This window comes from Methylobacterium sp. J-048, assembly GCF_022829515.1.
Classification (GTDB): Bacteria; Pseudomonadota; Alphaproteobacteria; order Rhizobiales; family Beijerinckiaceae; genus Methylobacterium.
Window position 1 is genome coordinate 1 of sequence record NZ_JAKSYL010000251.1, and the last position, 23,767, is coordinate 23,767.

General features: G+C 70.7%; 21 protein-coding genes and 1 riboswitch. Of the genes, 7 read left to right on the top strand and 14 right to left on the bottom strand.

The annotated features are described in order from the left end of the window. Positions 1–142 precede the first annotated feature (142 nt). Positions 143–1,597: a hypothetical protein gene (locus tag MKL09_RS25325; protein WP_244024778.1), complete on the top strand. Its 1,455-nt coding sequence runs from the start codon at positions 143–145 to the stop codon at positions 1,595–1,597. Positions 1,598–1,657: 60 nt separating this feature from the next. After that, positions 1,658–2,980, top strand: coding sequence for an HlyC/CorC family transporter (locus MKL09_RS25330; RefSeq protein WP_244024779.1), 1,323 nt, complete (start codon positions 1,658–1,660; stop codon positions 2,978–2,980). Positions 2,981–3,214: 234 nt separating this feature from the next. Here MKL09_RS25330 and MKL09_RS25335 read toward each other — a convergent pair whose 3' ends face one another. Next, positions 3,215–4,603 carry an aminotransferase gene (locus MKL09_RS25335; RefSeq protein ID WP_244024780.1) on the bottom strand — a complete coding sequence of 463 codons (1,389 nt, stop codon included), beginning with the start codon at positions 4,601–4,603 and terminating at the stop codon, positions 3,215–3,217. A 132-nt stretch (positions 4,604–4,735) separates the two neighbouring features. Between MKL09_RS25335 and MKL09_RS25340 the strand changes: the two genes are divergently transcribed. Both MKL09_RS25340 and MKL09_RS25345 read left to right on the top strand, forming a co-directional pair. Continuing rightward, a complete protein-coding gene (locus MKL09_RS25340; protein WP_244024781.1) occupies positions 4,736–5,272 on the top strand; it encodes a hypothetical protein in 537 nt (178 codons plus the stop codon). Positions 5,273–5,312: 40 nt separating this feature from the next. Next, positions 5,313–5,807 carry a glutathione peroxidase gene (locus MKL09_RS25345; RefSeq protein ID WP_244024782.1) on the top strand — a complete coding sequence of 165 codons (495 nt, stop codon included), beginning with the start codon at positions 5,313–5,315 and terminating at the stop codon, positions 5,805–5,807. 126 nt (positions 5,808–5,933) lie between these two features. Here MKL09_RS25345 and MKL09_RS25350 read toward each other — a convergent pair whose 3' ends face one another. The 4 genes from MKL09_RS25350 to MKL09_RS25365 all read right to left on the bottom strand — a co-directional run bounded on the left by MKL09_RS25350 (position 5,934) and on the right by MKL09_RS25365 (position 8,425). Then, positions 5,934–6,233, bottom strand: coding sequence for a hypothetical protein (locus tag MKL09_RS25350; RefSeq protein ID WP_244024783.1), 300 nt, complete (start codon positions 6,231–6,233; stop codon positions 5,934–5,936). Between the two features lie 130 nt (positions 6,234–6,363). After that, a complete protein-coding gene (locus MKL09_RS25355) occupies positions 6,364–7,152 on the bottom strand; it encodes an ATP12 family chaperone protein (RefSeq protein WP_244024784.1) in 789 nt (262 codons plus the stop codon). A gap of 129 nt (positions 7,153–7,281) precedes the next feature. Beyond that, positions 7,282–7,971, bottom strand: a complete 690-nt coding sequence (locus MKL09_RS25360) for an HAD-IA family hydrolase (protein ID WP_244024785.1) — start codon at positions 7,969–7,971, stop codon at positions 7,282–7,284. Between the two features lie 25 nt (positions 7,972–7,996). Beyond that, complete coding sequence (locus MKL09_RS25365) at positions 7,997–8,425, bottom strand: hypothetical protein (RefSeq protein WP_244024786.1); 429 nt, start codon at positions 8,423–8,425, stop codon at positions 7,997–7,999. Positions 8,426–8,652: 227 nt separating this feature from the next. On the opposite strand from MKL09_RS25365, the gene MKL09_RS25370 reads away from it, so the two are divergent. Beyond that, positions 8,653–9,366: an alpha/beta fold hydrolase gene (locus tag MKL09_RS25370; RefSeq protein ID WP_244024787.1), complete on the top strand. Its 714-nt coding sequence runs from the start codon at positions 8,653–8,655 to the stop codon at positions 9,364–9,366. Here MKL09_RS25370 and MKL09_RS25375 read toward each other — a convergent pair. From MKL09_RS25375 to MKL09_RS25390, 4 genes are all read right to left on the bottom strand, one after another. Then, complete coding sequence (locus MKL09_RS25375) at positions 9,333–10,769, bottom strand: RluA family pseudouridine synthase (protein WP_244024788.1); 1,437 nt, start codon at positions 10,767–10,769, stop codon at positions 9,333–9,335. The two genes, MKL09_RS25370 and MKL09_RS25375, sit on opposite strands and share 34 nt — an antisense overlap. Before the next feature lie 146 nt (positions 10,770–10,915). Then, positions 10,916–11,797, bottom strand: coding sequence for a PLP-dependent cysteine synthase family protein (locus tag MKL09_RS25380; RefSeq protein ID WP_244024789.1), 882 nt, complete (start codon positions 11,795–11,797; stop codon positions 10,916–10,918). Positions 11,798–11,908: 111 nt separating this feature from the next. Beyond that, on the bottom strand, positions 11,909–12,370 hold the full coding sequence (locus MKL09_RS25385) for an NUDIX hydrolase (RefSeq protein ID WP_244024790.1): 462 nt from the start codon (positions 12,368–12,370) through the stop codon (positions 11,909–11,911). A gap of 82 nt (positions 12,371–12,452) precedes the next feature. Beyond that, positions 12,453–12,812, bottom strand: a complete 360-nt coding sequence (locus tag MKL09_RS25390) for a HigA family addiction module antitoxin (protein WP_244024791.1) — start codon at positions 12,810–12,812, stop codon at positions 12,453–12,455. A gap of 424 nt (positions 12,813–13,236) precedes the next feature. Then, positions 13,237–13,432: riboswitch (cobalamin riboswitch) on the top strand. Positions 13,433–13,723: 291 nt separating this feature from the next. Here MKL09_RS25390 and MKL09_RS25395 point away from each other — a divergent pair. Both MKL09_RS25395 and MKL09_RS25400 read left to right on the top strand, forming a co-directional pair. Then, a complete protein-coding gene (locus MKL09_RS25395; RefSeq protein ID WP_244024792.1) occupies positions 13,724–15,907 on the top strand; it encodes a TonB-dependent receptor in 2,184 nt (727 codons plus the stop codon). 8 nt (positions 15,908–15,915) lie between these two features. Next, entirely contained in the window at positions 15,916–17,376 is a 1,461-nt protein-coding gene (locus MKL09_RS25400; protein WP_244024793.1) for a PepSY domain-containing protein, read from the top strand. A gap of 83 nt (positions 17,377–17,459) precedes the next feature. Here MKL09_RS25400 and MKL09_RS25405 read toward each other — a convergent pair whose 3' ends face one another. The 5 genes from MKL09_RS25405 to MKL09_RS25425 form a co-directional block, all read right to left on the bottom strand. Continuing rightward, the gene (locus MKL09_RS25405) at positions 17,460–18,542 is read right to left on the bottom strand and encodes an oxidoreductase (RefSeq protein ID WP_244024794.1); all 1,083 of its coding nucleotides are present in this window, start codon (positions 18,540–18,542) and stop codon (positions 17,460–17,462) included. A gap of 283 nt (positions 18,543–18,825) precedes the next feature. Beyond that, entirely contained in the window at positions 18,826–20,967 is a 2,142-nt protein-coding gene (locus MKL09_RS25410; RefSeq protein WP_244024795.1) for a TonB-dependent receptor, read from the bottom strand. 261 nt (positions 20,968–21,228) lie between these two features. Further along, complete coding sequence (locus MKL09_RS25415; protein ID WP_244024796.1) at positions 21,229–21,855, bottom strand: MarR family winged helix-turn-helix transcriptional regulator; 627 nt, start codon at positions 21,853–21,855, stop codon at positions 21,229–21,231. Positions 21,856–21,940: 85 nt separating this feature from the next. Next, positions 21,941–22,315 carry a response regulator gene (locus tag MKL09_RS25420; protein WP_279606125.1) on the bottom strand — a complete coding sequence of 125 codons (375 nt, stop codon included), beginning with the start codon at positions 22,313–22,315 and terminating at the stop codon, positions 21,941–21,943. A 148-nt stretch (positions 22,316–22,463) separates the two neighbouring features. Beyond that, positions 22,464–23,729, bottom strand: a complete 1,266-nt coding sequence (locus MKL09_RS25425; protein ID WP_244024798.1) for an adenosylmethionine--8-amino-7-oxononanoate transaminase — start codon at positions 23,727–23,729, stop codon at positions 22,464–22,466. Between the last annotated feature and the right edge of the window lie 38 nt (positions 23,730–23,767).

Sequence of the window (23,767 nt, forward strand, 5' to 3'; positions counted from 1 at the left end):
CCTCCGAACAACCGGATCGACAGCGGCGATAGACGTGACATCTGTAAATGCTGCCTGGACGGTTCCCGTCGATAGTTTTGATGGCCTTTCTTCAAGTGTCGCCACATCCTCTCGCCGATCGATCCGGGCCTGGGCGCTCCCGGTGGTCGGCGCCGTCGCGGCTTTCGCCGCCGCTCCGTCCGCGGTCGAGGCCCGGGCCGCCGGCAGCGAGGCCAGCGCGCCGAGTTGCTACGTCACCGGCGGCGGCGGCCTGGAGATCTGCCGCGACGGGGCCGAGGCCGAGGGCGTTCTGATCGCGCCGGCGCCCTGCGCGTTCGTGCGCGGTGTCCAGATCCTGCGCCTCCCGCGGGCCGAGGCGCCCGGCCCGCTGCAGATGATCTTCCAGGGCCAGAGCCCGGTGGCGTCGCGCCGCCGGGACGAGCCATGCCCGGAGCGGCGCGCCACCGACAGCCGCGACGGTGGGTCGCTCCGCACCGGCCGCAGCCCGGAGGCGCTGGCCACGACGCTGCCGCCCTCGGCCGACCGGTTCTGGGTCGATCTTCCGGAGGAGCGCGCGGCCAAGCGCGGCGCGTCCGAGCCGGCAGCCGAGGGCATCGGCCCCCGCGACCCGATCGCGGTATCTGGCCGGGACTGGGCCGGGGAGGCCTACAGCTACGTCTTCCTGCTCGGGCAGGAGCGGGTGGGCGGGAGCAACGACCAGGACGAGGAACCAACCGGCCGACGGCGCGGGCGCGGCCGGGCCGAGCGGGACGAGCCGGCAGCGCAGCCGGCCGACATCAGGCGCCGGGTGCAGATCGCGGCCCGCACCCTCGACTTCCAGACCTTCGAGATCCGCACCCGCAGCCCGGACGGCTACGGCCTCGCCTGGACGCCGTTCACCCCCGGCGGGCGCGGCGCGCCGCCCAATCCCGCCCCGGTGGTGGACGAGGCCGGCAAGCCGATCGCCTCGGCCTGCCCGGCGCCGGCCTTCGAGACCCACGGGCTGGCCGGCTCGATCAGCATCGTCGACCGGACCTACCACTACGTCTACACCGACGTGCTGCCCGAGGATTGCGGCCTCGCCCCGGAGAAGCGCCGCACCGCGCTGTACCTGCGCACCGCCAGGGACCTGTCGGCCGCAAAAGTCTGGTCGGCGGCCAAAAAGCTCGCCGGGCCGCTGCCGGCCGGGAGCGTGGTGCGGGTGGCGCGGGCCAAAGGCCTGCCGCGCTGGGCGGTCTCCTACACCTGTCAGCGGCCGGCCAACGCGCCGGGCGGCCCGGTGGCCGATATCTGCCTGCAATACACCCCCGACCTGAACCTCGACGGGATCGGCGCGCTGACCCTCTACGCCGACCCGGTGGAGGCCGGCCGCTCGCCGGCCTATCTCGGGCTGCGCTCGGGGGGCGACGGCAGCGGCCGCTTCGACCAGAGCGCGCATTTCTGGATGACCGATGCGCAGGGCAACCTCGACACCCCGGCGATCTATCCGGGCAAGGCCGGGTTCCTGACCTGGCTCGACCGGCTCGCGCCCACGGCTTCCGGGCGCGACGCCTCGAGCCTCTACGGCAGGCCGGTCTACTGGGCGACGTGGACGGTGCGTCGGATCGGCGCGCAATAACCCGCGCGAGACGCTATATGGGCGGCCTTCCCGCCGCCCGAGTCGTGCCTCTTGGAACCGATGGACACCCATATCGACCTGTGGTTCGCCGCGAGCATCGTGGTGATCTCGCTGCTGCTCTCCGCCTTCTTCGCGGGGGCCGAGACGGCCTTCACCGCCGCCTCCCGGGCACGGATGCACGCCCTCGAACAGGCGGGCGACCCGCGCGCGGCGATCGTCAACCGGATCCTGGCGATCCGCGAGCGCTTCATCGGCGCGATGCTGATCGGCTACAACATCGTGGCGATCGGCGCCTCGGCCTTCACGACCAGCGTGCTCACCGCGCTGTTCGGCAAGAACGGCGTGATCTACGCCACCGTCGGCATGTCGATGCTGGTGATCGTCTTCGCCGAGGTGCTGCCGAAGACGCTGGCCATCTCCAAGCCCGACAAGGCGGCTCTGCTGATGGCCCGGCCGGTGGCCTTCGCGGTCGCCATCATGGGCCCGGCGGCGATCTCCATCGAGCACCTGGTGCGGCTGATGCTGAAGCCGTTCGGCATCACCATCGGCGAGCACCAGTCGATCCTCACCGCCTCCGAGGAGCTGCGCGGACAGGTGGCGCTGATGCACCGGGAGGGCGGCGTCGCCAAGGCCGAGCGCGACATGCTCGGGGGCCTGCTCGACCTGTCGAACCTGTCGGTCTCGGACGTGATGGTCCACCGCACCAAGATGCGGGCGATCGACGCCGACCAGCCCTCCGAGGACATCGTCCGGGCGGTGCTGGCCTCGCCCTACACCCGGATGCCCCTGTGGCGCGGGACCCCTGAGAACATCGTCGGCGTGCTCCACGCCAAGGACCTGCTCCGCGCCCTCGACGCCGCGGGCGGCGATGCCTCGGGGCTGAAGGTCGAGGCCCTGGCGCTTGAGACCTGGTTCGTGCCGGGCACGACCTCGCTGCGCGCCCAGCTCAAGGCGTTCCTCACCAAGAAGACCCACTTCGCCCTGGTGGTCGACGAGTACGGCGAGGTGATGGGCCTCGTGACCCTGGAGGATATCCTGGAGGAGATCGTCGGCGAGATCGCCGACGAGCACGACGTGACGGTCTCGGGCGTGCGCCCGCAGGGCGACGGCTCGGTCAATGTCGACGGCGGCGTCCCGATCCGCGACCTCAACCGCGCCATGGACTGGGACCTGCCCGACGACGAGGCCACCACCATCGCGGGCCTGGTCATCCACGAGGCCCGGACCATCCCCGACCAGGGCACGGCCTTCAACTTCCACGGCTTCCGCTTCCAGGTGATCCGGAAGGCCAAGAACCGGATCACGACCTTGCGGATCACGCCGCTGACCACGACCGCCCTCCAGACCACCGCGCAGGCGGAGGCGCAGCGCGACCCGGTGTGAGGTGCCAACGGTCGAACCAGGTTTCGATCGTCGCCACGGTCATGCCGTGGGCGCTTGACGCGCGGGTCCCCTCTCCCGTGCGGGAGAGGGACAGGGTGAGGGATCAGGTCTTTCCGGAGAGGTCGCACCCCTCACCCCAACCCTCTCCCGCACGGGAGAGGGGCACGTCACGACTCGGAACAGCGGCTCGTGTCCGAATATGATGTCGTCGCTGAGTGAGCCGCGTCGCTCTCCTCAGCCCGGCATCGCCTCCAGCCCCTCGGCGCGGATCCAGTCTCGGGTGCGGTCGAGCGCCCGGCCGAGGCGGTCGAACAGCGCGTCGATCTCGTCGGGGCTGATGATCAGCGGCGGGCAGACGGCGACGCGGTCGCCGGCCAGCGACCGCACGATCAGCCCCTCGCCTTGCGCGAAGGCGACGCAGCGGGCGGCCACGCCGGCCTTCGGGTCGTACTGGCGCTTGCTCCCCTTGTCGGCGACGATCTCCAGGCCGCCGATCAGGCCGATACCCGCGGCCTCGCCGACGATGTCGTGCTCGGCCAATGCGGAGAGCCGGCGCTGGAAGTGCGGCGCCTTCTCGGCCGCGCCCTCGATCACCCGGTCGCGCCGGTAGATCTCGATCGCCTTCAGCGCCACCGCGGCCGCCACCGGATGGCCGGAATAGGTGGTGCCGTGGCCGAACGTGCCGAGCTTCTCGCTCTGCCCGATCATCGCCTGGTAGAGCGGCTCGTCGATGCTGACGCCGCCGAGCGGCATGTAGGCTGAGGTCAGGGCCTTGGCGAAGGAGATCGAGTCCGCCTTGATTCCCAGCGCCTCGCTGCCGAACCAGGTGCCGAGCCGGCCGAAGCCGCAGATCACCTCGTCGGCGATCATCCGCACGTCGTACTTCGCCAGCACCGCCTGGATCGCGGGAAAATAGCCGCGCGGCGGCACGATCGCCCCGCCGGCGCCCATCACCGGCTCGGCGATGAAGGCGGCCACCGTGTCGGGGCCCTCGCGCAGGATCGTCTCTTCGAGCTCGGCGGCGAGGCGCGCCGAATAGGCCTCCTCGGTCTCGCCCGGCTCGGCGCCCCGATAGAAATGCGGGCAGGCGACATGTAGGAAACCCGGCAGCGGCAGGTCCCAGTCGGCATGATTCGCGGTCAGGCCGGTCATCGAGGCGCTGGCCACCGTGACGCCGTGATAGCCCTTCTGCCGCGCGATGATCTTTTTCTTCTGAGGTCGGCCGAGCGCGTTGTTGTAGTACCAGGTCAGCTTGACCTGGGTGTCGTTGGCTTCCGAACCGGACGACGTGAAGAAGATCTTCGAGGTCGGGACCGGCATCAGCTCCTTGAGCGTCTCGGCCAGCTCGATCCCGGGATCGTGGCTGCGGCCGGAGAACAGGTGGGTGAACGGCAGCCGGCCCATCTGGACCCGGGCGGCCTCGACCAGCTCCGCGTTCGAGTAGCCGAGCGCCGTGCACCACAGGCCGGACATGCCTTCGATGTAGGCTCGGCCCTCCGTGTCGTAGACGTGGACGCCGTCGCCGCGCTCCAGCACCAGCGGGCCGGTGTGCCGGTGGGTCGAGAGGTTGGTGTAGGGGTGGAGCAGGGTTTCGACGTCGCGGGTCGCGAGATTCGAGAGCATCGTTCGCACCGTCCTCATCCCAGGGAAGCCGCCACACTACCGACCCGATGCGCGTGCAGGTAGCCCGGCGGCCCCGCGCCCGGCCGTTGCCGGACGCATGCCCCCGTGTTTGACCCGCGCGACGCACGATCCATGCTGAATCCCGAAGCCTTCGTGGCGCAGCCGGCCCCCGGGCGCGCCTGCGGCGCCTGCACCCTGTGCTGCAAGGTCTACGACGTGCCGGCGGTGGAAAGCGTCGCGGGCCAGTGGTGCCGCCACACCAAGGCCGGCCAGGGCTGCGCGATCCACGCGACGCGCCCCGACCATTGCCGGGCGTTCCACTGCCTCTGGATGACCGAGAGCTGGCTCGGGCCGGAATGGAAGCCCGACCGCGCCAAGATGGTGCTCACCCTCGATCCGCTGTCGCGCAACATGAACGTGCAGGTCGATCCCGGCCAGGCGAATGCCTGGCGGCGGGAGCCCTATTACGGCCAGCTCAAGCGCTGGGCTGCGGCCTCGGTACCCCTGCGCCGTCACGTGCTGGTCCACGTCAACAAGACCACCACGGTGGTCCTGCCCGACCGCGACGTCAGCCTCGGGGTGGTCGGGCCGGACGAGCGGATCGTCTCGCACGACCGGATGACCCCCGAGGGCCCGAGCTTCGACGTGCAGAAGGTCTCGGCCGCGTAAGGGCCTTGCGGCCCCCGCCGGTTTGCCCGACTGATCGGGCATGACGACGATCCACGATTTCACGGTTCCCGCGGCGGACGGGAGCCCCTACGCGCTGGCCCAGCATCGCGGCGAGGTGCTGCTCATCGTCAACACCGCCTCGCGCTGCGGCTTCACCCCGCAATATGCCGGGCTGGAGACGCTGTGGCGGGCGCATCGCGCCGAGGGCCTGACGGTGCTGGGCTTTCCCTGCAACCAGTTCGGCGCGCAGGAGCCGGGCGATGCCGCCGAGATCGCGAGCTTCTGCTCCCTGACCTACGATGTCAGCTTTCCCGTGCTCGGCAAGATCGCGGTGAACGGCCCGGAAGCCGAGCCCCTGTTCGACCACCTGAAGCAGGCCCGCTCAGGGCTGTTCGGCTCCAAGGCGATCAAGTGGAATTTTACGAAGTTTTTGGTCGGCCGGAACGGCGAGGTGATCGCCCGGTTCGCGCCGTCGGCGAAGCCCGCCTCGCTGGAAGGGAAGGTTCGGGACGCGCTGGCCCAACCGGCGGGGTGAGCCAGAGCGAGCGTCATTGCGAGCGCAGCGAAGCAACCCAGTGAAGCGCGCGATCTCCAACCGTGGCGGTTCCCTAGGTTGCTTCGCTACGCTCGCAATGACGGCGGTGACAGGTCGGGCCGCGACTCAGGCCGGCTCGCCCTCTACGACACAGCGTGTCTCCGCCGCCAGACGCAGCAGGCTCCGCAGCGGCGCGATCCGCAATGGGCGCATCGCGTCGCGCAGGATGCCCACCAGGAACCGCGCCTCGGCAATCTTGTACAGGGTCGGATCCGCGGCGCCGGCGATCAGCGCCTGCCGTTCCAGCCGCGACAGGGCCGCGAACAGCGCCTCCCGGGCTTCCCCATCGTCGGACGCGTGCCTGGTGGTGAGGAGCGCGGCCAATTCATCTTCGAAACGATTGCAATGACAAGGATCGGCGCGCATTGGTGATCCGATGACTGAATTCTTCGGACCCTAAGTCAATCCTCGCAGCATGTCAGCCAGTTCCGCGGCCTGGCGGCAGCGAGTCCGGGCATGTTGCGCAAGCGCATCTGCGCAATCCACCCAGACCCCCTTAGACGCTGGCGATCAGCTCGGCCGCGGCCTCGAATTCCACCCGTCGGATCGCCAGCCGCGCCTCGGCCTCCGAATCGCGGCCCCAGATTGCGGCTTGGTAGGTCTCGTCGACATGGGCCGTATCCCAGGCCTCGGCCGGCGTGAGGCGGCCGCGCAGGACCGCGAGCGCGATCAGCAACGAGCCGGTCAGCGTGGTCAGCGTATGCAGGCCGGCGAGCCGGAACGGGCTCTCCACCGCGGCCACCGCCTCGGATAGCACCCGGACGGTATCCGGCGGTTGCTCCACATGCATCACGCCCTCGCTGAGGATCACCCGGGCGCCGAAGGTCTCCCGGGCCCAGTCGAGCACAGGGTCCCAGGCGGCGGCCTGAGCCGAGACCAGCCGCTCCGGATCCCCGGCCCGATAGGCGACGAGGTCGGTACCCGCATAGGCGCAGAGGTCCTCGACCACCGCCGCGTGCCGGGGCGCGACGCCGTCGATGCTGGTATTCGCCAGCCGGGTCAGCGGCATCCGGGCCGGGTCGATCACATCGTCCTGGGCGGCCCATTCGGCCGCGATCTTTTCGGCCAGAGCCCGGGTCGGCAGGCTCAGCGGCTTGCGGGCAGGCGTGTTGGCCGGACGGCCGTCCAGGGTCAGGCGGAACCCGTCCGGGCCCTCGGAGAAGCCGGCCTCCTTGTAGAACCGCCGGGGCAGGGCGGCCTTGGCATGGCCCCGCGCCGCCCGGACCGGATCGGGCCGCTCCGCGTCGCCCGGTTCGCCGAGCCACTCGTTCGTCACATCGCTCATGAATGCCAGATAGGAGCTTTCGGCTGCGTCGGCGAGCCTCGCTGGACATCGCGCCGTCATTGCGAGCGGAGCGAAGCAACCCAGGGCGGCGGGCGTTCTCCGAGCGATGCGATTCCCTGGGTCGCTTCGCTACGCTCGCGATGACGGCGAAGCGGGCGGCCTCGGAGGCTCACCCCCGGAAAACAGCCCCTCCAGCGCGCCCGCGCTCGACACCACCGTGACCGCTCCCGCCCCGTAGAGCGCGCCGGCCGGGTGATAGCCCCAGCCGACGCCCACGGCGACGGCCCCGGCCGATACGCCCATGCCGATGTCGAAGGTCGTATCGCCGACCATGATGGTGGCCTCGGGGCCGCAGCCGGCCTCCGCCATCGCCTGGCGCAGCATGGTCGGATCGGGCTTCGACGGCGCGTCGTCCGCGCTCTGGGTGGTGGCGAACCAGTCGGCCCAGCCGTGATGCTCGATCAGCCGCTCGACGCCGCGTCGCGACTTGCCGGTGGCGAGGCCGATCAGCACGTCCTCGCGGGCATGCAGCCGCGCCAGCAGGTCGGCCATGCCGGGGAACAGCGGCTCCTCGTAGGCGGGATCAACGCGCAGGCGGTTATAGGCCTGCTTGTAGCTCTCGGAGAGTTCGGCGATCGGCCCGTCCTCGCCGACGAGGCGGCGGAACGCCTGCGGCAGCGACAGCCCGACCACCGAGAGCGCCTCGCGCCGGCCCGGCGCCGGCAGGCCATTCTCCGCGAAGGCGAGCCCCTGCGCGGCGACGATCAGGTGCTGGCTGTCGACCAGCGTTCCATCGACGTCGAAGACGATGAGCTTCATCGCGCGCCCGCCGCGGCGCGGCCGGTCACGGCTTGCGGCCCGGCTGCACCGGCTGGGCGGCACCCGGCTGCGCCGACTGGCCGTGCGTGCGCTCGTAGCCGAGCCGGCAACGGATCAGGAACCGCCGCCGCCTGCCGCCGCGCAGGCCGCGCTGGTGCGACGCGCGGTTGCAGGCCGCGTAGGATCGCCGCCGCCGCTCGGCCCGGCCGCTCGAGGCCGGGCGCGGGGCGGCCTGAGACTGGGCAGCCTGGGGCTGGGCGGTGGCAGGTGCCGACGACGGCGCTGCAGCCGGCGGCGACGCCTCGGCAGCGGGCTGCACCGGCCTGGGCGCACCAGTCGGCGGGGCCGGGTTCGCCGGCACGGCCGGCTTGGCCGTCTCGCCCGGCGCAGCAGCATAGGCGCCCGGCCCGACGAGGCAGAGGGCAGCGAGGCAGGCCAGCGTCGCAAGCTTCATGCGTCAGGGTCTCGAACCGCGGGAAATCGGCCCCGCGGCGGAACGGCGGGTCACGGATCAGCATATGAGGCGAGTCGGCCGATTGCCAAGCCGTGCCGGACGCGAGACCTTCGGGATGCGGGCAATGTTTCACCGCGGATGTGAGAGCCTCATCGCGGAAGGGCCCGCCGGCTTTCGGGACACGATGATGCGCCAGGCTGCCGAGACATGACCCCCGTTACCCCGCCATGACCCTCATCCTGCTCCCCGGCTTCATGACGGATCCCGACCTCTGGGCCGACATTCTGCCGCGTCTCGCGCCGCTCGGCCCGATCCGGCACGGGGACCTCAGCCAGGACGCCACCATCGACGCGATGGCAAGCCGGGTCGCCGCCGAAGCGCCGGAGCGATTTGCCCTGGTCGGGTTTTCGATGGGCGGCTACGTGGCGCGCGCTATGGCCCGTCTGGCACCGGAGCGGGTCCGGGCGCTGGTGCTGATCGCCACCTCGGCGCGGGCGGACACCCCGGCCCAGGCACGCCGAAAGGCGGCGGCGGTCGAGAATGTCCGCCGCCAGGGATTCTCGGGTCTCAGCCGGGCCGCGATCCTCGGCTCGGTCCATCCGGACCGGACCGGCGACGAGGCCCTGATCGCCCGCATCCGGCAGATGGGCGACCGCCTCGGCGGCGACGTGTTCCTGCGTCAGGCGGGGCAGGGGCGCGCGAGCGACCTAGACCGACTCGGCGCCATCGCCTGCCCGACCCTGGTGGTGGCCGCCGCCCAGGACGGCCTGCGCAGCCTCGACGAAGCCCGCGAGTTGCAGGCCGGCATTCCCGGCGCCGCCCTGACCGTGATCGACGGATCCGGCCACATGCTGCCCATGGAAGCCCCCGACGTCCTGGCGGGCGCCATCGTGCCGTTTCTGCGGGCTCAGCTCTCCGGCGCCTCGACGATCGGGTCGTAGCGGGAGGCGTCGAAGCCCAGGAGGTTCCAGCTCTGGGCCATGTGCGGCGGCAGCGGCGCGCTGACGTCCACGGGCCGGCCGGTGCGCGGGTGCGGGATCACGATCCGGCGGGCGAGCAGGTGCAGCCGGTTCTGGATGCCGCCGGGCAGCTCCCAGTTCTCCACGGAAAAGTACTTTGGATCGCCGACGATCGGGTGATCGATATGGGCCGCGTGGGCGCGCAGCTGGTGGGTCCGCCCGGTCACCGGCTTGAACGACAGCCAGGACAGTTTCTGGGCGGCCTGATCGACCATCGCGTAATAGGTCAGCGCGTGGCTCGCGCCCTCGTCGCCGTGCTTGGCGACGCGCATCCGCGCGTCGGCATCGGTCGGCTCGTCCTTGGCCAGGTAGGTCGAGATCCGGCCTTGCCGCACCCGCGGCACGCCCGCCGTGAGCGCCCAATAGATTTTTCGCGCCGCCCGCGAGCGGAAGCTTTTCGCCAGCGTCGCGGCCGCCAGCCTCGTCTTGGCGATGATCAGGCAGCCCGCCGTATCCTTGTCCAGACGGTGGACAAGGCGCGGCTTCTGCCCGTCCGGCCCGGTCAGCGCGGCGAGCAACCCGTCGACGTGGCGGACGGTGCCCGACCCGCCCTGGACCGCGAGGCCGAACGGCTTGTTCAGCACCATCATGTCCGCATCCTCGTAGAGGATCAGCGAGCGGATGAACTCGGCATCGTCCTGTTCCCGAGCGGCGCTGCGCGGACGCTCGGTCGGCTGGTCGAGGCGCAGCGGCGGCACGCGCACGCTCATGCCCGGCTCCAACCGGTCGTTGGGCTTGGCGCGCTTGCCGTCGACCCGAAGTTCGCCCTTGCGCACGATGCTCTGCACCCGGGTGAAGGGCAGCAGCGGGAAGCGCGCGGTGAGGAACCGGTCGATGCGCATGCCCGCCTCGTCCGCCTCGACCGTCAGGGTCTGTACCCCGGACGCGAGGGTCGCGGAGGCGGCGGCACGCTGCTCGCGGCGGGTCGGACCGACCGGCGGTGCCGAAGCGTCCGGACGCGGCTCGACGGGTCTGGCCTGCGCCTTCGCGGCCGGCCTCGCGCTTGGCCGAGACGGCGCCTTGCGCGGCGGCGCGGCCTCGTCGCGCTCGACCGGGGCAGGCCGTGGCTTCGGCTTCGCGGCGGCTGCGGCAGCCGCCGCGACGGCGTGGGGCGTGCCCTGCGCGGTCCAGGGATCGCGGGTGCCGGCATCGTCGCCACGGTTGCGGGCCGCGCGCTCGGCGGCGTCGCGGGCGCTGGTGCGCGGGCCGGTACGGGCGCGCCCATCGGACTGGAACTTGCCCGGCGAGAACTTGCCGGAAGAGGACTTGCCGGCTCCGGGCCTGCGCCCGTTCGGGCCGCCGCGTGGGGGTGGTCGTGTCGTCATGATTCCGCCAGCACCCGTCACCGCTTCGGACGGAACGTCCGGGCGCATCGGCCGCGGCGTCGCAGAGGACCCGGACCGATGGGGTCGCCCGGCTCTAGCATCGCGGGGGCGCAGCGGCAAAGGCGGAGCGCCCGAGCCCACAACCCTCAGTACTTGAGACCGGTGTCGCACAGCACCGTGACGGCCACCGCGTCGGCCGGCAGGCGGCCGGAGGCGAGCAGCGCGGCGGCGGCGCAGACATTGGCGGCGGCCGAGTAGCCGACATGCAGGCCCTCCCGCGTCGCCAGCAGCCGGCGCCAGCGCGTCGCCTCGTCATCGGTCACCGAGACGGCGAGATCCATGAGCCCGGGATCCCAATGCGGCGGCACGGTGCCGTAGCCCGTCCCCTGCAGGACGTGGCGCGGCTTGGTGACCGGCTCGCCGGCCAGCGGGCGGCAGCCTTCGGGCTCCACCGCCGCGCAGACGACACGCGGGTTGCGCCCCCGCAGCGCGGCGGCGACGCCCAGGAAGGTCGCCCCCGTCCCCACGGACGCGATCCAGGCATCGACCCGGCCGCCGGATTGCGCCCAGATCTCCGGGCCGGTCGTATCCCGGTGGCTCCGGACGCCCTCCGGGGCGTGGAACTGATCGACGTAGTAGCCGCCGCGTTGCCTAGCGAGACGGTGCGCCGCCTCGGCCGCAGCCGCGACATCGGCCCCGAGGGCCTCCAGCATCCGCGCCCGCTGCGGGCTGTTCCCGGCCGACAGGGTGACGACCAGCGGGTGCCCGAGCGCCGCGCAGGCCACGGCGAGGCCGGCCCCCATATTGCCGCTGGTCATCTCGACCACCGGAGCCTGCGGGGCGAGGCGGCCATCCGCCCGCGCAGAGAGCAGGATGGCGCGGGCCGCCCGGTCCTTAACGCTCCCGCCCGGCTGCATGAACTCGGCTTTCGCCAGGATGCGGCCCGGCCCGGGATGGACGCAGTCGAGGGCGATCAGAGGCGTGCCGCCGATCAGATCGAGGGCGGATGCGGTGAGGGTCGATGACACGGACGCGGGCTCGGCGCGGATGATTCCACGGGGCGAGTTTAGAACCCGCGTCCTGTGCGCGACAGGAACGGGACGCCGCCGCGCCTCACCTCGTCTCCCACACGTTCGAGGTTACGGCCGATTCTTGGCCAGAAGCCTCGCCTTGAGCCCGCTCGGAAAGAGTTCAGGGCCGCCGTCGCGATCGAGGTCCGCCAGATCGTACCAGCGCGCGACGCAGGGCGTGCCGCAATCCTCGTGGAAGACGATGTGCTCCTGCGTATCGAGCGGACCGGGCGGCAGGGCGACCGCGAACAGGAACAGCACCTCATGCCCCGGGCTGCCCTCGTGCACGTACAGATTCTCCATCACGAACGGCGCACCGAGCACGCGCACGGTGAGACCGAGTTCCTCCTGGAATTCCCGTACGAGCGCCGCGTCCGCCCGTTCGCCGAATGCGACGCTGCCCCCGAGCGGCCGAACGCCTGTGAGGCGCCCGTCATCGGTATGGACCTCGGCGACCAGCAGCCTGTGCCCACGCCAGGGCAGGCCCAAAGCCTTCACACGGATCTCAGAAGGGGGGCGCCAGACCGTCATTCGGGCGTCGTATCCCGCCTCCCGGGGAGCGACAATAACTCGAAACGCCCGGCTCCGCAGAACCGGCACGTCGGAGGCGGCCTCAGCCGAACGCGTAGACCCGCTTGACGATCGGCTGGGGCTTTCCGTTTGGTGCCTGGAACCTCGACCCGGCTGCGAGTTCGCTCTCGATCTTCCGCTCGTGCTTACGGGCTTTGGCGATGTCGAAGCGGGTCTGCATGTCCATCAGCGTTTCCATCCGGCAGCCGAACACCTTCTCGATGCGCAGGGCCAGTTCGGCCGTGACGGCGGTCTTCTCGTTGAGGAAGTCGGACAGCGTTTGACGTGTCACGCCGAGCAGGCTGGCTGCACTCATGACGGTCAGGTTACGCGGCTCCAAAATATTGCGGCGCACGAATCCGCCCGGATGGCCTGGATTGTCCAGTCGATAGGTGATGCTCATCACGTCCTCCTTGTCGTTGACGGCCTGCGTTACATCCCTCGAAAGAGAAATATCCTGCGCCCCTGAGGAACGATGTGTTGCATGACACCTCAATCGGCCGCAGCGACTCTTTTACGCGACAGATCATCGGTGGTTCCACGGCACGATAGCGATTCTATTTGTATGCTATAATGTAGATGGAATATATATCTGAATCATTTAGACGAAATATGGCTCTCATAGGCGGTAATCGCAGATCAAAAGCCAAAAAATAAGCATGAATTTTGCAGATAAGATGCCAAATACTAGCTATTCTGTTGCATCAAAACCGGTCGAGCGGCGCGCATAGGTTCGTTCGTCCAGCCCACCCGCCATCCGGCCTCAGGCGCCAGCGGCCCGCCGCCGACCGCAGATATCCACATGCTTGACGCCCCGGCCTCATACAGCCAAGCTATGACCTGACGGTTCCCCTCGGGGATCAAAAGGGAACGCGGTGAGGGGTCTGCCCCGAGGCCGCGGCTGTCCCCGCAACTGTAAGCGGCGAGCCCTTCACCACCACGTCACTGGGTCTTGGCCCGGGAAGACGGTGCGAGGGCGGCGACCCGTGAGCCAGGAGACCTGCCGTCAGCCGTGGTCACACGCGAAACACGCTGGGCGGGGTGTCCTGGCGGGTGTCGAGACGGCCGTGCGCGAGCGCGGTCGGCGAGGCCTCGTTCGCGGTGACGTGCCACAGCAAGCGCGCCCGCGTTCCGGTTCCCGATGCCCTTCCTTGTCATGCCGATCCCGGCCGTGCCCTTGCGCGGCCCGATCCTCCGCCCGGGCCGCTGCGCCCCGACGGAACCGGTTTCGGCCCGCGGCAGCGATAGTAATGTTATTACATTGCTTGTAGGACATCCGGGCCGGCGGCCGCCGCGCACGGACCCCCTCGCGCCATGTCCCAACCCAAAAATCCGCCCGGCGGCCGGAGCGCACCGCTCTACGGCCTCCTGCTCACCCTCGCGGCGAGCCCGGCCGCATCCCAGGAGACGGTCGCCCTCGATCAGCTCTCCGTCGAGGGCGAGGGCGGCGTCAGCCTGACCCGCGCCGCCCCGATCGGGCTGAACCTGCGCACCCCCGACCGAACCGCGAGCCGGCTCGGTCTCACGCCGCTGGAGACGCCCGCGAGCGTCGACATCGTGTCCGGCGAGACCGCGCGGCTGCGCGGCCAGGACACGATCGCCGAGGCCGTGACCCAGGACGCCACCGGCATCACCACGATCGCCGCCCCGGGCAACGGCAACGGCGCGTTCACGTCGCGCGGCTTCGCGGGGCCGAACTCGATCCAGCAGCTCTACGACGGAACCCGCTTCTATGTCGGCGCCAACACCGTCACGTTCCCGTTCGACACCTGGAACGTCGAGCGCATCGAGGTGCTGCGCGGGCCGTCCTCGGTCCTGTACGGCGACGGCGCCATCGGCGGCGTGATCAACGTCGTGCCGAAGAAGCCGGTCTTCGTGCCGATCAACACCGCCCGCGCGGTGATCGGCACCGACGGGGTCGCGCGTCTCGCGCTGGATTCCGGCGGGGCGCTCGGCCGCGAGGAGTTCGGCGAGACCTTCGCGTATCGCCTCAACGTCAGCGGCAACCGCGCCGACGGCTGGATCCGGCCGGAGGGGGATTTCCGCAATCTCGCGGTCTCGGCCGCCCTGCTGTTCCAGCCGAGCCCGGATCTCGCCTTCACGGTCAGCCACGACCTCGGCTACCAGGAGCCGGCGCGGTACTGGGGCACGCCCCTGGTCGACGGAAAAATCCCGGATCTGATCCGGTTCAACAACTACAACGTCCGGGATGCAAAGATCACCTGGGCGGACAATTGGACCCAGTTCAAGACCGAGTGGACGCCCTCGGCCGACATCACGGTCCGCAACACCGCCTACCGGCTCACCAGCCGGCGCCACTGGCTCGATGTCGAGCAATATAGCTACAACCGCGGCACCGGACTGGTCGACCGGGGCGATTATCTCGAGATCTACCACAGCCAGGAACAGGTCGGGAATCGGCTGGACGCGAGCGTCAAGGGCAGCCTGTTCGGCCTGCCGAACGCCTTCGCGGTCGGGTTCGACGTGAACCACATCGACTTCCGCCACACGAACAACTTTTACTTCGGCCAGACCACCAGCGTGCCGCTGACCGGCTATGATCCGGGCTACTTCCCACAGGACGGGCGGGCGCGGCCGGCCTACGCCACGCAGACCAGCCAGGCCTCGGTCTTCGCCGAGGACCGGGTGATCCTGTCGGAAAAACTCTCGTTCCTCACGGGCGTGCGGCTCGACGTGCCGACGCTCCATCGCGAGGATTTGCAGAGCGGTTCGCAGTTCGAGAAGACCTATCAGGCGCTCGGCTACCGGTTCGGCCTGGTCTACAACCCCACGCCGGACAGCGCGCTCTACGCGCAATACAGCTTCGCCACCGACCCGGTGAACAGCCTCATCACTCTGTCGCAGTCGCTCTCCGGCTTCCAGCTCGCCACCGGCACGCAGGTTGAGATCGGCGCCAAGGGGCTGGCCTTCGACGGTGCCTTGGAATGGACCATTGCCGGCTACCGCATCGTCAAGGACAACCTGATCTCGGCGGTGCCGGGCCAGCCGACCCTGTCGACCCAGGTGGGGAGCCAATCCTCGCAGGGCTTCGAGCTGGCGCTCGGCTGGCAGTTCAGCCCGGGCTGGCGGCTCGACGGCAATCTCGCGCTGCTGCACGCGCAATACGATGCCTTCGACCAGAACGTGGGAGGCACCACAATCTCGTATGCCGGCAACCAGCCGATCGACGTGCCCGAGCGGGTCGCCAACCTCTGGCTGACCTGGGATTTGTCCCGCGCCTGGACGGCGCGCGTGGGGCTCCAGAACGTCGGCCAGGTCTACAGCGACTTCTCCAACACGGCCCGGCGTCCGGCCTACAACCTCGTCAACCTCGTGCTCGACCATCAGGTGACCGTGGATTCGCGCCTGAGCCTGCGGGTCTACAACCTGTTCGACAAGGTCTACGCGATCAGCGGCAACGCCGTGAACGGGGTCGGCACCAACTGGCTGCTCGGCCGGCCGCGCTCGGTGGAGCTCGCCTACACGGTGACTTGGTGAGGCACCGGATGGGCATAGGGGTCGGCAAGGCGGCCCGCCGCTGGCTGCTGCTGTTCCACCGCTGGGCCGGGATCGCGACGGCCCTGTTCTTCACCCTGTGGATCGGCTCCGGGCTGGTCATGCTCTATGTGCCGTTCCCGGCGCTTACCCCGCCTGAGCGCCTCGCGCGCCTGGCGCCGATCGCCTGGGATCAGGTCGGTGTCTCGCCGGATGCGGCGCGCGCGGCCGGCGGCGTCGCGGGCGTGCCGGCGGCGTTCGGGCTGGAGATGCGTGGCGACGCACCGGTCTACCGGATCATCGGCCGCGACGGTGCGCGGGCGACGGTCTCGGGCCGGAATGGCGCGCGACTCGGCCCGGTCGGCGCGGAAGCCGCCCTGCGGCTCGCCGCCGGCGACCGGCCGGGCGCCCGCGTCGAACCGGTGGAGCGGGACCAGTGGACCGTCACCGCCCGCTACGACCCGTTGCGGCCGTTCCACAAGGTCGCCCTCTGCGACCCGGCGGGGACCGAGCTCTACGTCTCGCAGGTCACCGGGGAGATCGCCCTCGACACCACCCGGTTCGAGCGCGCCTGGAACTGGCTCGGCTCGGTGCCGCACTGGATCTACCTGACGCCTTTGCGCGCCCGGGCGGAGCTGTGGCGCACGGTGCTGCTGTGGCTCTCGGGCTTGGCCGCCCTCGGGGCGCTCAGCGGCCTCGCCATCGGGATCTGGCGCCTGCGCCTGCGGCGCCGCTACGCCACCGGCGCCGTGACGCCCTATCGCGGCCTGGCGCGCTGGCACCACCTGTTCGGCCTCGTGGGCGGGCTGGGGCTCGGGACGTTCATCGTGAGCGGCTGGATCTCCATGAATCCGAACCGCTGGTTCGCGTCGAGCAGCCCGCCCGCGGGGTTGCGCGCCGCCTATGCCGGAACGCCCGGCGCCATCGGCCTCGATGCCGCTCGCCTGCGCGATCTCGCGGGGGCTGACACACGGTCCCTGCGCTTCACCGCCATCGGCGGCCGCTGGTGGCTGACCGCCGAGGCGCCGGATGGCCTGCGCACCGTCGCCTCGGACGGCAGCCCCGGCCCCGACGCGGCCATCCTCGCGGCCGCCGCCGCGGGAGCGATCCCCGAGGGACATCTGCGGGCGGCCGCTTTGCTCGGCGCCCACGACGCCTACTGGTACCCGCACGGGACGGACCCGCGGCCCCTGCCGGTGCTGCGCCTGCGCTTCGACGACCCGGCCGCCACCTGGCTCCACATCGACCCGCGCGATGGCGCGATCCTCCAGCGCCTGGACCGCTCCGGCCGCCTCAACCGCTGGCTGTTCGACGCCCCGCACCGCCTCGACCTGCCGGTCCTGACCGGCCGTCCCGCCCTGCGCGACGCCGTGCAGTGGGTCCTGAACCTGCTCGCCGCCGGGATCGCGGTCACCGGCCTCGTCGCGGGCTGGCGGCGGCTCGGCCGAAATTTTTGGCTACGGCCTCGCTAAGCCGAGGCACGCGGCGGCCTTTTAAGGCGCCCTGTCGTTTCGCGGCACCGGCCTTGACCTGTCTTTGGTAGCGCCCTTCGACCTCAAGGGCGTGGCGATGCCGAGCCATCCCGCTCCTCCGCCGTAAGCGCCAGCGCGACGGACGTCCCGGTGCGGGCCGAGATCAGGGCCGCCTCGATACAGGCCATCACCTGAAGCGCCTCCAGCGCCGCTGAAGACTCGATCGCGCCCTGCGTGAGCTGGCGCGCCACGCCCTCGTAGTAGCGCCGCTGGTCCCCGGCCACGGCAGGGGCGTACGTTACCGCCCCGGTGCCGTCGTGGATCGCGAGCCCGTCCGGGTCCGCGCCCCATCCCGGTGCGCCCGGGGCCAGGCCGGCCAGGAGTTGCTGCTCCTGGATGTCGAGGTGCTGCTTGACGAGGCTGCCGGCCTCGCCGTGGACGACGAAGCGCGGCGATCCGCCGGCCACCAGCATGCTGGCCTGCAGCACCGCGCGCAGATCCGGGTACTCCAGCACCACGTGGGCCCAGTCGTCGGAGCGCGCGCCGGGGCGCAGCCGCGCGAGGTTGGCGGTCACCCTCTCAGGCAGGCCGAACAGCTGGAACGCCTGATCCACGAGGTGGGGCCCGAGGTCGTACCAGATGCCGCCGCCGGGGCCGGCGCCCTCCCGCCACCGGTCGCGGACCTGCGGGCGGAACCGGTCGAAATGCGATTCGAAATGACGGACCTTGCCGACGACGCCGTCCGCGATGGCTGTCCGAACGCTGAGAAAGTCGCTGTCCCAGCGCCGGTTGTGGAAGACGGACAGCATCCGGCCGTGGCGCCGCGCCAGCGCGACCAGCCCGCGCGCCTCGGCCAGGTCGAGGGTGAAGGGCTTGTCGACGACCACGTGCTTGCCGGCCTCCAGGGCGAGCCGGGCCAGGGGGGCGTGGGTGTCGTTCGGGGATGCGATCACTACGAGGTCGACGCCCTCCGCGGTGGCGACCGCTGCGGGATCGCTGACGACGACCAGGCCGGGCAGGTCGGCCCGGACCTTGGCGGGATCGCGCGAACCGACCACCCGGAGGCCGAGCGCCGGAACGGATCGGATCAGCGGTGCGTGGAAGGTCTTACCGGAATAGCCGTAGCCGATCAGGCCGACGCGGATCGGTGCAGTCTCGCTCGCCATTCAGGTCTCGTCCGGCCCGGCCATCGGGACGGCGCGATTATAGCCGCGCGACCGCCCGGGTTCACCGCCTCCGAAGCATGGCGCATCTTCCGGTCGTTCGATCGGAGGCCGCCACCAGCTCATCCCCCACCGTCATCACGAGCGCAGCGAAGTGACCCAGTGATGCGCGACCTCCGGCGATCGCGCGCCGCCCTGGGTTGCTTCGCTGCGCTCGCAATGACGGAGGGGCGCACCGGCCGTCGCCTGAGACGCGTATCCAGTGCGCTGCCGCCGAGGACCGTCCCTAGAACCGCGCCGTCAAAAACAACCGCACGTTCCGGCCCGGCAACAGGATCTCGTCCTTCTTGAACGAGGTCGAATTGCGGATATCGGCATCGAGCAGGTTGCGGCCCTGGACGCCGAGGGTGATCGCGCTCGCCCCGTAGACCGCGGGATCGATCGCCTGCGTGTAGCTCAGCTCGGCGCGCAGGTCGTCGTAGCCGGGGGTGGGGGTCTCGAACAGGGCGGTCGCTTGGTGGTCGAAGGCGTGGAGCAGGTTCACCCGGGCGAACCAGCCGTCCGCCCGCAGGTAGAGTCCGCCGCCGAGCCGGTAGGGCGGGATGCGCGGCACGTTGGTACCGTCGTCGAACTGGGCGCGCACGAAGTCGAACTGGGCCTCGATGCCGGCAAAGCCGTTGCCGACCGGCAGGACATCGTATTGGCCGATGATCTCGGCGCCGTAGAAGGTGGCGTTCTGCTGCTGGTAGACGATCTGCCGGTTCTCGGTGCCGCTGCCGCAGGAGGCGAAATCGTCGTCGCAGGTCAGCCCGGTGAAGTTGCGGTAGATGAAGCCGGTGTAGCGCGTGTAGTAGCCGGTGGCGTCGAGGCGCAACGGCCCCTCGGCCCGGCGGATGCTGGCCTCCACCGTGCGGGCGCGCTCCTTCTTGAGGTCGGGATTGCCGATCTCGAAGGTCGCGGTGGCGTCGTGCGGGCCCTGCGAGAACAGCTCGTAGCCGGTGGGCCCGCGCTCGACATAGGAGCCGTTGAGGCTCGCCACGAAGCCGAAGGGCAGGTCCTGGAGGGCGCCGATGCTGGCGCTCTTCGGGGCGAAGCGCCGGGTCCGGGCGTATTGGAACGGCTCCTGCCCGTCGACCAGCGCGTAATCCGCGGGGAACTGCGCCGCCGTGCTCGACAGCCGGTCGACCTCGTAGCGGCCCGCCGCCTGCAGCCTTGTGCCGGGGCGCAGCTCCAGCTCCTCGAACAGGTACACTGCGTTGGCCCGCGACTCGGTCTTGGGCAGGAACGATTCGAGCTGCGTGTTGATCACCCGCCGGTCCGACTGGAAGCCGAGCGCGCCGGTGAGCCGGCCGAACGCGGTATCGACCGGGACATGCTGGAGCTCCAGCCGTCCCTCGGCCTCGCGGTTCTTGAAGATCGCCTGGACGCCCTCGATCCCGTCCTCGCCGATGCCGATCTCGTTGTGGCGGTAGACCGAGTAGCCCGCCCAGTAGCGGATCACCTCGAACGGGCCGTCCAGCGGCCGGTACTCGCCCCGCGACAGGACCCGGTCCTGGTTCGGGGTCAGGCGGGTGCGATCCTGCTCGGCGACGCCGCCCGGGATCGCGTAGATCGCATCGTAGTGGCTGAACGAGAGGCCGACGAAGCCGCGGTCGCCGATCGCCGAGATGCCGACCGCGCCGCCCTGCGACTCGGTGTAGGAGTTGCGCTGGATGCCGCCCGGGATCGCGTAGCTGTCGTTGGCAGTCCGGAACCCGTCGGCATGGACCGCGATCCCGTCGCCGCCGGCATCCACCGTTGCGGCGCCGAGCCGGCCGTTGTCGACGCTGGAGAAGCCGGTGGTGACCTGCCCCTGCACGCCGTTGGCCGGGATGAAGGTCGGCACCCGGTTGTTGTCGGCCGAGACCACGCCGCCGATGGCGCCGGAGCCGTAGCGCAGGGTCGCAGGCCCGCGGATCACCTCGATCCGGTCGGAGACCAGTGGGTTCACCGGGACCGCGTGGTCCTCGCCGAGATCCGAGACGCCGCCGTTGACGATGCCGTTCTCCTGGATGCGCACCCGGGCATTGTCGAGGCCGCGGATGATCGGCCGCGAGGCCGCGCCCGGCGCGTAGGTGGTGGACGAGATGCCGGGTCGGTCGAACAGGGCGTCGCCCAGGGTCCGCGGCTGGTCGCGGGCGATCTGGTCCTGCGTCACCACGGTGACGGGCGAGAACGTGTTGGTCGCCACCGGCAGGATGCCGGTCTGGAGCGGAGCCGCAGAACTGACCGCGGGTCGGGTCGCCTGGATCGGGCTCGGGCTGGTGACGCTGATCTCGTCGAGGGCAACCGCCTGCTGCGCCCGCGCGGGCAAGCTCGACAGGGTGGCGAAGAGGGGCGCCGACAGGATCGTGCCGGCCAGGAACGCGAGGCGAGGTGACGGGGTCATCGTGGCTCACAGAATGTTATAGTGTTTCATTCGCGTGCCGTGGCGATGCGGCGCAAGGGCCGGCTGTGGGATGTAAGGTGGAAAGAAAGCAACGTTACATCGTTGCAACAGCCGCGCGAGAGCGGTGACGCACGGGCTGCGCGACAACGGACTTAGCGCCGGTTCGACGGATTCACGTCCATCGCACGCACCGTTGTCGCGAGCGCAGCGAATCAATGACGGCGCGGTTCACCCGCGCCCGGTTCGGCCGGTGGCGGTTCGTCAGACGGCGATCGCCTCGGCCTCGTCCTCGGCTTCGATCTCGGCGTCGACATCCGTGATCTGGCCCGAGGCGCCGGCGGCCTCTGCCAGCCCGCGGGCGGCCTTGCGCAGGAGCTTGCGCAGGCGGCGCCGGTCGGTCTTGTCGAGATGGTCGAGCAATTCGGCCTCGACCTCCTCTTGGATGCCCTCGATCGCCTCGGCCTTGGCCAGGCCGGCCTCGGTGAGCTGAACCCGGACCACGCGCCCGTCACCCGATTCGGCCCGGCGCTCGACGATACCCAAAGCCGCGAGCCGGGTGACCGTCTTCGAGGCGGTGGGCGGCCGTACCCGCAGGAGGGCGGCGAGGTCGCCCATCGTCATGGTGCCGGCCGCGGCCAGCGCCTGAACCACCTGCTCCTGCCCGGCGAACAGGCCAAGCTTGGCGAGCCGGTCGCCGGTGCGGGCCCGGTGCAGGCGCGCCGCCTGCACCAACGCCCAGCCGACGCTGCGCGCTCCGGGCGGCCGCATCTTCTTGGACGCCCCTTCCGAGGCGCCCGAATCCCTGATCTCACGATCGCGTTTCTGCTTGTCGCCCACGGGAGCGCCCGCATCTAAGCCGGCGGCCGCCGGACCATCCTGAACCTGCACCGTCCACCCCCGTCCCACGGCCGCCCAGGATGCTGTGGCGCGAGCCGGTGACGCTGCGATGACGGGGGCCGAGAAGGATGCGTGATCAGCAGGGCATCAGGCGCTTGAGCCGGTCCAGGATGTCCTCGCCCGTGCAGGGCCGGGCGATGAACTCGGCATGCGCCGGCATCCGGGCCGGGTCGGGAGCCGCCCGCCCCGACACGATGAGAATCGGCAATTGCGGACGGGCCTCGGCGACCGCGCTCGCGAGATCGAAGCCGTCGGTCTTTCCGGAGAGCTGCACGTCCGTCACCAGCCCGCGGATATCCTGGCGCGCCTGAAGGATGCTCAGCGCCCGCTCGGCGGAGGCACATTGCACCGTCTCGTAGCCGCCATCCTCCAGCACATCCCCAAGGTCCATGATCGTCAGCGCCTCGTCCTCGACGAGGAGGATCACCGGCCGCTCGCCGCTCGAACCCATCTGTTCGCTCGCCACTGTGTGCTCCCTCCGGCAGCGCCCAGCCGCGGAGGCCGCCGTGCGCATCGTCCGACGTGAGCCCAACGGCAGAAACGGTTCCGGGTTGCAGGCCGTCGCGGCCGCGCCTCGCGCGATCGTGTGGCGGGCGGGCTCACGACAAAGCCGCAGCCCGGTCCGGGACCACGGCGACGACCGCCTCGATCAGCCGATCGAGATCGTCCGCGGGGATGGTCAAGGCGGGCGTCAGGTAGACGATGTCGCCGAACGGCCGCACCCAGACGCCCCGGTCGAGGAAGGCGGCCTTGAGGGCGGCGAGGTCGGGCGCACGGGCGAACTGCACCGCCCCGATGGCGCCGAGAACCCGGACATCCGCCACCCCGGGCAGGCCGCTCAGGCCGGCCAGCCCGTCCATGAGGCGGCGCGCGATGGCTTGAGCCTGGTCGAGGCGCGGCTCGGTCTCGAACAGGTCGAGGCTGGCATTGGCCGCCGCGCAGGCCAGGGGATTGGCCATGAAGGTCGGGCCGTGCATCAGCGCCGCGGCCGGATCCTCGGACCAGAACGCCTCGAACACCTCCGTCCGGGCCACGGTGGCGGCGAGCGCCATGGTGCCGCCGGTGAGCGCCTTCGACAGGCACAGGATGTCCGGCACGATCCCCGCCTGTTCGCAGGCGAACAGGCTTCCGGTGCGACCGAACCCGGTGAAAATCTCGTCGGCGATGAGCGGCAGGCCGTGGCGGCGGGCCAGGCGCGCGATTGTCGCCAGCACCTCCGGCGGGTGCATGACCATGCCGCCCGCGCCCTGGACCAGGGGCTCGACGATCACGGCGGCCAGCGTCTCGCGGTTGGAGGCGAGCGCCGCATCGAGCGCCGCGGTCTCGGCCGGGCTCCGCGGCAGGTCACAAAAAACCTGGCTGGGCAGGTAGGCGCCGAAGCGGCGATGCATGCCCTCCTCGGGGTCGCAGACCGACATCGCGCCCATCGTGTCGCCGTGATAGCCGCCCCGGAACGCCAGGACCTTGGTCCGGCCGCTCACCCCGCGGTTGAGCCACATCTGGGCGGCCATCTTCAGCGCGACCTCGACGGCGACCGAGCCCGAATCGCTGAAGAACACGTGGTCGAGATCCCCCGGCAGCAGCGCCGCGAGCCGCGCCGCCAGCCGCTCGGCCGGGGCATGGGTCAGCCCGCCGAACATGACGTGGGGCATCCGCGCCAGCTGGTCGGCGACCGCTTGGGCGATGTGCGGATGGTTGTAGCCGTGCACCGCCGTCCACCAGGAGGCGATGCCGTCCACCAATTCGCGGCCATCGGCCAGCACGATGCGGCTGCCCTGCGTCGCCACCGCCTCCAGGGGCGGCGGCGCCAGCCGCATCTGCGTGTAGGGCCGCCACAGGTTTTTTTGGGATAGGTCGGACGTCATGGCCGAGGGATGGGCGGCGGGGCGTGGGTGGTCAAGCG

Excerpts from the sequence above, each read along its gene's own strand:
- MKL09_RS25330 (WP_244024779.1), top strand. The coding sequence starts at position 1,658 with ATGGACACCCATATCGACCTGTGGTTCGCCGCGAGCATCGTGGTGATC.
- MKL09_RS25335 (WP_244024780.1), bottom strand. The coding sequence starts at position 4,603 with ATGCTCTCGAATCTCGCGACCCGCGACGTCGAAACCCTGCTCCACCCC.
- MKL09_RS25340 (WP_244024781.1), top strand. The coding sequence starts at position 4,736 with ATGCTGAATCCCGAAGCCTTCGTGGCGCAGCCGGCCCCCGGGCGCGCC.
- MKL09_RS25345 (WP_244024782.1), top strand. The coding sequence starts at position 5,313 with ATGACGACGATCCACGATTTCACGGTTCCCGCGGCGGACGGGAGCCCC.
- MKL09_RS25350 (WP_244024783.1), bottom strand. The coding sequence starts at position 6,233 with ATGCGCGCCGATCCTTGTCATTGCAATCGTTTCGAAGATGAATTGGCC.
- MKL09_RS25355 (WP_244024784.1), bottom strand. The coding sequence starts at position 7,152 with ATGAGCGATGTGACGAACGAGTGGCTCGGCGAACCGGGCGACGCGGAG.
- MKL09_RS25360 (WP_244024785.1), bottom strand. The coding sequence starts at position 7,971 with ATGAAGCTCATCGTCTTCGACGTCGATGGAACGCTGGTCGACAGCCAG.
- MKL09_RS25365 (WP_244024786.1), bottom strand. The coding sequence starts at position 8,425 with ATGAAGCTTGCGACGCTGGCCTGCCTCGCTGCCCTCTGCCTCGTCGGG.
- MKL09_RS25370 (WP_244024787.1), top strand. The coding sequence starts at position 8,653 with ATGACCCTCATCCTGCTCCCCGGCTTCATGACGGATCCCGACCTCTGG.
- MKL09_RS25375 (WP_244024788.1), bottom strand. The coding sequence starts at position 10,769 with ATGACGACACGACCACCCCCACGCGGCGGCCCGAACGGGCGCAGGCCC.
- MKL09_RS25385 (WP_244024790.1), bottom strand. The coding sequence starts at position 12,370 with ATGACGGTCTGGCGCCCCCCTTCTGAGATCCGTGTGAAGGCTTTGGGC.
- MKL09_RS25390 (WP_244024791.1), bottom strand. The coding sequence starts at position 12,812 with ATGAGCATCACCTATCGACTGGACAATCCAGGCCATCCGGGCGGATTC.
- MKL09_RS25395 (WP_244024792.1), top strand. The coding sequence starts at position 13,724 with ATGTCCCAACCCAAAAATCCGCCCGGCGGCCGGAGCGCACCGCTCTAC.
- MKL09_RS25400 (WP_244024793.1), top strand. The coding sequence starts at position 15,916 with ATGGGCATAGGGGTCGGCAAGGCGGCCCGCCGCTGGCTGCTGCTGTTC.
- MKL09_RS25405 (WP_244024794.1), bottom strand. The coding sequence starts at position 18,542 with ATGGCGAGCGAGACTGCACCGATCCGCGTCGGCCTGATCGGCTACGGC.
- MKL09_RS25410 (WP_244024795.1), bottom strand. The coding sequence starts at position 20,967 with ATGACCCCGTCACCTCGCCTCGCGTTCCTGGCCGGCACGATCCTGTCG.
- MKL09_RS25420 (WP_279606125.1), bottom strand. The coding sequence starts at position 22,315 with ATGGGTTCGAGCGGCGAGCGGCCGGTGATCCTCCTCGTCGAGGACGAG.
- MKL09_RS25425 (WP_244024798.1), bottom strand. The coding sequence starts at position 23,729 with ATGACGTCCGACCTATCCCAAAAAAACCTGTGGCGGCCCTACACGCAG.